The organism is Mesorhizobium sp. M7A.F.Ca.US.002.01.1.1, assembly GCF_004022955.1.
In the GTDB taxonomy this organism is placed as follows: Bacteria; Pseudomonadota; Alphaproteobacteria; order Rhizobiales; family Rhizobiaceae; genus Mesorhizobium; species Mesorhizobium ciceri.
Genome location: NZ_RZQE01000389.1, coordinates 1 through 5786, shown reverse-complemented (window position 1 = coordinate 5786; position 5786 = coordinate 1). Strand labels below are relative to the sequence as shown.

Genomic DNA, 5786 nt, shown 5'->3' with positions numbered 1-5786 from the left:
CTTATGGCCGAGCCGAAGCTTCTGATGCTCGACGAGCCGTCTCTCGGCCTTGCCCCGAAGATCGTCCACCAGATATTCCGCATCATCCTCGACCTGTCGCGCAACGGCATTTCGATCCTGCTCGTCGAGCAGAACGTTCAGCTGGCGCTCGAATGCGGCGACTACGCCTACCTGCTCAACACCGGCAAGGTGAAGCTGCATGGCCCGGCGCAGGAAATGGCCGCGCATTCGGCCCTGAGGGAACACTATCTCGGCGGCGCCAGCGAGGACGTCCTTCATGTTTGAGGTCGACTGGAAGACGCCGCATCTGTGGCGCAAGACCGCGAACAGGCGCCCGGCCGCACCGGCGCTGCAAGGCGACCTGAAGACGGACGTGCTGGTGGTCGGCGGCGGCTTCACCGGCATGGCCGCGGCACTTGGCGCGCGCGACAGCGGCGTCAATGTCATCCTGCTTGAGAGCAACGAGATCGGATCGGCAGCGTCGGGCCGCAACAACGGCCTTGTCATCTCCCACCATTCCAAGGCCTCGCCGGCGGAGTTCGAGGCGGTCTACGGCAAGACGATCGGTGAGCACTACAATCGCATGGTTGCGGATGCGGCCGGCGTAGCCTTCGGCCTGATGCAGCGCTTCAACATAGACGCCCACCAGGTTCAGGAAGGCTGGATCCAGCCCGCTCACACCGACACCACGCTTGCCCGCGCGCGCCAGTTCTACGAAGAGTGGAAAGCCTTCGGCGCCAATGTCTCCTGGCTTGACCGGGCCGAAGCCAGCGCGCGCATCGGCAGCCCCTATCTCGGCGGCTGGATGGTGCACAATTCCGGCCACATCAATCCGTTCGCCATGACCATTGGCCTTGCCGGCGCCCTTGAGCGCGAAGGCGTGACCATCTTCGAGAACGCCGCGGCGTCTGGCATCGAGAAGGTGGAAGGCGGCTGGCGCGTCTTCACCGCAACGGGAAGCGTCACGGCGCCAGAAGTGGTGCTTGCCACGAATGCGCTTACCGGCGACCTCTGGGCTGGGCTGAAGAAGACACTGATGCCGTTCAAGGTCTTCCAGGCCGCGACAAACCCACTGCCGGAAGGCCTGCGCACCCAGATCCTTGTCGGCAACCCCGCGGTGTCCGACATGCGCAACGACATCCGCTATTTCCACTACGACGTCGACGGCCGGCTGGTGAGCGGCGGCACGCATACATTCTGGTTTGACGAGGCCGACCGCGGTCGCGCCAAGGTCTCGAGCATGCTGGGCAAGGCTTTTCGCGCATTCGGCGGCGAACCGCCGATCGTGGAATACTGGCATGGCACCTTTGCCGTGGTGCCTGATCGCAGACCTCGCCTCTATCGCCTGGCACCCGGCCTCGTGTTTGGCGGCGTCTATTCCGGCCGCGGCGTGGCATTGGCAATGTCTCTTGGCCAGGAAATCGGCCGCTGGGCGGCAGGCCGGCGCCGGGACGAGCAGATGCCTTTGCCGGTCACCAACATGAAACCGGTTCCGTTCCATCCGGTCGCCGTGCAGGTCGCGAACCGCATGCATCTCTGGAACCGCTTCAAGGATCGAAGCTCTTGATGACATTATAGGCCGACGATGCTGATTTTGTGCCGGCGGCTAGCTGGCCGAGGCAGAAGTCTCAATCAGACAGCCCATGCTCGGTCACGACTGGGCCGAAAGCGGACTGGTAGCTTCAGGCGTCAGCGGAAGCCGAAGCGGACCTTCAGCGTGGCTGGGACTTAGGGCCTCCGACTGATCCAAAAGGAGGTTCTGTCACGGTCTCAGGCGTTCCCCCTTCGGATCGTACCACGGCTTGAGCTGCGCAATGGCCTTGTATCGCTTCCAGGCGATTTCGATCTCCAGAGGGGCGGCTGCCAGCCAGGCATCGTCGACACCGCCCTCGCATTCGACATAGCCCATGCCGAGCGAGGCGCCGATGCGGTGGCCGTAGGCGCCGGAGGTGACCGAACCGACGATCTTGCCGCCGCGCCAGATCGGTTCGTGATGATAGAGGAGAGGCGCATCTTCGGCCTGCAGCCGCAACTGCACCAAGCGGCGGCGCGGCTTGCCCGCCTCCTTCTGCAGCAACAGCGCATCACGGCCGATGAAGCCGCCTGGCTTGTCGAACGCCACGGCAAAGCCAAGCCCTGCCTGCAGCGGGCTGTCTTCCTCGCCGATGTCGTGACCCCAGTGGCGGTAACCTTTCTCCATGCGCAGCGAATTGATGGCGAAGTAGCCGCCTGGGCGCAGGCCGAAATCGGCGCCCGCCTCGGCCAGCTTGTCGAAGACATGGGCGGCGAACTCGGCGGGCATGTAGAGCTCCCAGCCAAGCTCGCCGACGAAGGTCAGCCGGCTGGCGCGCACCCGCGCATAGCCAAGGTCGATCTCGCGGCTGGTGCCGAAGGGAAACGCCGCCTCCGAGAAGTCATCGGGCGAGACGGCGCGCAGGAGATCGCGCGATTTCGGCCCCATCAGCGCCAGCATGGGCAGGCCGGAGGTGACATCCTGCACGAAGACATGCGCGTCCGCCGGGATATGGCGCTTGAGCCAGGCCAGGTCGCGCCGCTGCGACACGGCGATGGTCACGACCATGTAGGCGGTTTCGGAGATGCGGGTGACCGTGACATCGGCTTCGATGCCGCCTAGCTCGTTCAGCCATTGCGTGTAGACGACGCGGCCGGCGGGTACGTCGACATTGTTGGCACAGATGCGGTTGAGCACCGCGCAGGCGTCACGCCCCTCGATCCAGTATTTCACGAAGCAGGAATGGTCGAACAGCGTAACGTTGTCAGCCGTGTTGCGGCTTTCCTCGCCGCAGGCGCCGAACCAGTTCTGGCGGCCGTAGGAATAGTCGATCTCGGCCTTCATGCCGGGCAAAGCGAAGAAGCCAGGGCGTTCGTAGGCGGCGGCCTCGGTCATGCAGGCACCCACCGCCATCAGGCGGTCGTGGAACGGGCTCTTGCGGATGTGGCGCGCCGTGGCGAACTGGCGGTATGGCCAGTGCATGTCGAACAAAAGGCCAAGCGTTTCGGTGGTGCGGTCGTAGAGATATTTCTTGTTCGACTGGAACGACATGGTGCGGCGCACGTCGACATCGGCGAGATCGACCGGTGGGCGCCCGTCGCGGATCCATTCCGACAGCGCCTTGCCGACGCCGCCCGAGGAGAGGATGCCGACGGAATTGAAGCCGGTGGCGCAGAACAGGCCGGAGACCTCAGCCGTCTCGCCCAGCAGATAGCGGTCATCCGGCGTAAAGCTTTCCGGTCCGTTGAAGAACAGTTTGATGCCGACATCCGCCAGCAGCGGCACCCGCCTGGTTGCCATTTCGAGGATCGGTTCGAAATGCTCGAAGTCCTCGGGCAGGCTGTCGAAGCAGAAATCGGGCGAGATGCCGTTATGGCCCCACGGCTTGGCCACCGGCTCGAAGCAGCCGAGCAGCAGCTTACCGGCGTCTTCCTTGTAGTAGGAGCACTCGTCGCCCAGGAAAAGCACCGGCAAATTGGTTGGCAGGCCGGGGATGGTCTCGGTGACGATGTAGAAATGCTCGGCGGCGTGCAGCGGCAGCGTCACGCCGATCTGTGCCGCGAGATCGCGCGACCACATGCCACCGCATATCACCACCTTGTCGGCGCGGATCTCGCCCTTGTCGGTGACCACGCCGCAAACGCGGCCGTTCTCGACCAGGATTTTCGTGACCGGCGTGTTTTCGAGAATGCAGGCGCCACCGGTGCGCGCGCCCTTGACATAGGCCATGGTGACGTCGGTGGGGTTGACCTGTCCATCATTGGGGAACCAGAAGCCGCCGACGATGCCGTCGATGTTGACCGGGCTCCAGCGTTCCTTGATCTCGCCGGGCGTGACCATGTCGACCGGCAGGCCGAAATTGCGCCCCATCGAGGCGCCGCGTGCCAGCTCCTCGAAGCGCGCCTCGGTGTTGGCGACACGCAGCGAGCCGCGCTGCATGAAGCCGGTGGCCTGTCCGGTTTCGGCTTCGAGGCGGCCGAACAGCTCGCCGGTGTATTTCGCCAGCTCCGTCATCTGTCGCGTCGCCCGCAACTGCGTCACCAGGCCGGCGGCATGCCATGTCGTGCCGCATGTCAGCTGCTTGCGCTCGCACAGTACGACGTCGGTGATGCCAAGCTTGGTGAGGTGATAGGCGACCGAACATCCGGCAATGCCGCCGCCGACGATGACGACATCAGCCTGTTCCGGCATCTGTTCTGAACTAGCCCCTGACATTACGCGTCCCCCTGAATTGCTGCGCGGCTCAGGCATCTGGCGCCCTTTCGGAGCAGCGTCATGCCGTCGCGTCGATGGATGTCAATGGCGTGCCGCACGCTGCGGCCCACCGTTTTGTGCCCGTCATGCGTGATGGGGCACTTTGTCGGTATCGTTTCCGGCCGCGTGGGGCTTGGCCCAGGCGAAGCGCCGTTCGATCCGCTTCTGCAGGATCATCAGTACATAGACCATCGCCAGGTAGTAGAGGGAGGTGACGGCGTAGAACTCGGCATAGCGGAACGTTGAGGCGACGCTTTGCTGGGTGACCGCCATCAGTTCCGTCAATGAGATCACCGAGGCCAGCGACGTGGTCTTGAGCAGCGTGATGAACTCGTTGACGGTCGGCGGCAGGGCGATGCGCAGCGCCTGCGGCACGATGATCAGGAAGAACACTTGCGGCTTGCGCAGGCCAAGTGCGGCGCCGGCCTGAAACTGCCCTTCTTCGACGGCGCTGAGCGCCGCCCTGTTGATCTCGACCTGATAGGCGGCCTCGTTCAGCGTCAGCGCCAGGAGGGCCGCGATGAAGGGCGAAAACCAGGTCTCGCGGAAGATCGGCCATATTTGCGGCAGGCCGTTCCAGACGAACAGCAGCAGCAGAAGCGCCGGCAGTGCGCGGAAAACAGCGATATAGGCCGTCGCTCCCCAGCGCAGCACCTTGTTTTGCCCGTTGAGCGCCAAGGCAAGCGGCAGCGACAGGAGGATCGCCGCCGCATGCGCGAGTATTGTCAGGGCGAGCGCTACCAGCGCCGCCCTGAAGAACGTCCCGGAAAAAAGTGTCGACCAGAACAAGCCAAAGTCAAAGCTCACGGAACCCTGCCGATCGCGCCGTTACTGACCGATGCCACTGATGGTCGACATCGGAAGCTTCCACGTCTCGGCGATGGTCTTCATGGTGCCGTTCGCGGCAAGCTCCTTGACAGTAGCGGCGACCGCCGCCGCGTCAGCCTCATCCTTGCGGAAATAGGCCGCGTACTGATCCTGCGCGCCGGCCGAGTAGACGATCTTCAACTCACCGGGCTGCTGCAAGTCGCGGTAGGCGAATTCGGTGTCCTGGCTGATCGTCGCGACCGCGCGGCCCAGCACCACCTGTTGCATCGCATCGGTCTGCTTGGGATAGGTCTGCATGGTGATCTTGTCGCGGCCGGCCTTGGCCAGGTCCTCGTTCACCTTGTCCAGCAGGCCTATATAGGAAGTGCCGGACTGGACGGAGATGGTCTTGCCGGAGAAATCCTCATAGCTCTTGTAGGCGGACGCATCGTCGGCCTTGCCGATCATGACGACGCCGGTCTTCAGATAAGGCACGCCGCTCAGCTTCTCCAGCCGTTCGGGTTTCAGCAAAGCGCCGCTGATGACGATGTCGCAGCGCTTCGATTCCAGGCCGGGAAGCAGGCCGCTGAAGTCCATCGTCGTGATATTGGCGTCGACCTTCCAGTGCGCGGCCAGCGCCTTGATGACGTCGATGTCGACGCCAACGGGAGCCTCGCCCGCCGTCTTGATGAATTCCATCGGCGGGGAAGTG

4 protein-coding genes and 1 pseudogene are annotated in these 5786 nt (G+C 63.9%); 2 read left to right on the top strand and 3 right to left on the bottom strand.

What is annotated here, in order from left to right:
• Window positions 1-285, top strand: a pseudogene (locus EN932_RS38100) (ABC transporter ATP-binding protein); the annotation flags it as partial.
• Entirely contained in the window at window positions 278-1567 is a 1290-nt protein-coding gene (locus EN932_RS27455) for an FAD-dependent oxidoreductase (protein WP_127385269.1), read from the top strand. The pseudogene EN932_RS38100 and the gene EN932_RS27455, both read left to right, overlap by 8 nt.
• 195 nt (window positions 1568-1762) lie before the next feature.
• Here the strand turns inward: EN932_RS27455 and EN932_RS27450 are convergent, their stop codons facing one another.
• The 3 genes from EN932_RS27450 to EN932_RS27440 form a co-directional block, all read right to left on the bottom strand.
• Window positions 1763-4204 carry an FAD-dependent oxidoreductase gene (locus tag EN932_RS27450; RefSeq protein WP_245483335.1) on the bottom strand — a complete coding sequence of 814 codons (2442 nt, stop codon included), beginning with the start codon at window positions 4202-4204 and terminating at the stop codon, window positions 1763-1765.
• Between the two features lie 147 nt (window positions 4205-4351).
• The gene (locus EN932_RS27445) at window positions 4352-5074 is read right to left on the bottom strand and encodes an amino acid ABC transporter permease (RefSeq protein WP_127368494.1); all 723 of its coding nucleotides are present in this window, start codon (window positions 5072-5074) and stop codon (window positions 4352-4354) included.
• 21 nt (window positions 5075-5095) lie between these two features.
• Window positions 5096-5786 (bottom strand): transporter substrate-binding domain-containing protein (locus EN932_RS27440; protein WP_128369216.1); only part of this gene is annotated, 691 nt, incomplete at its 5' end.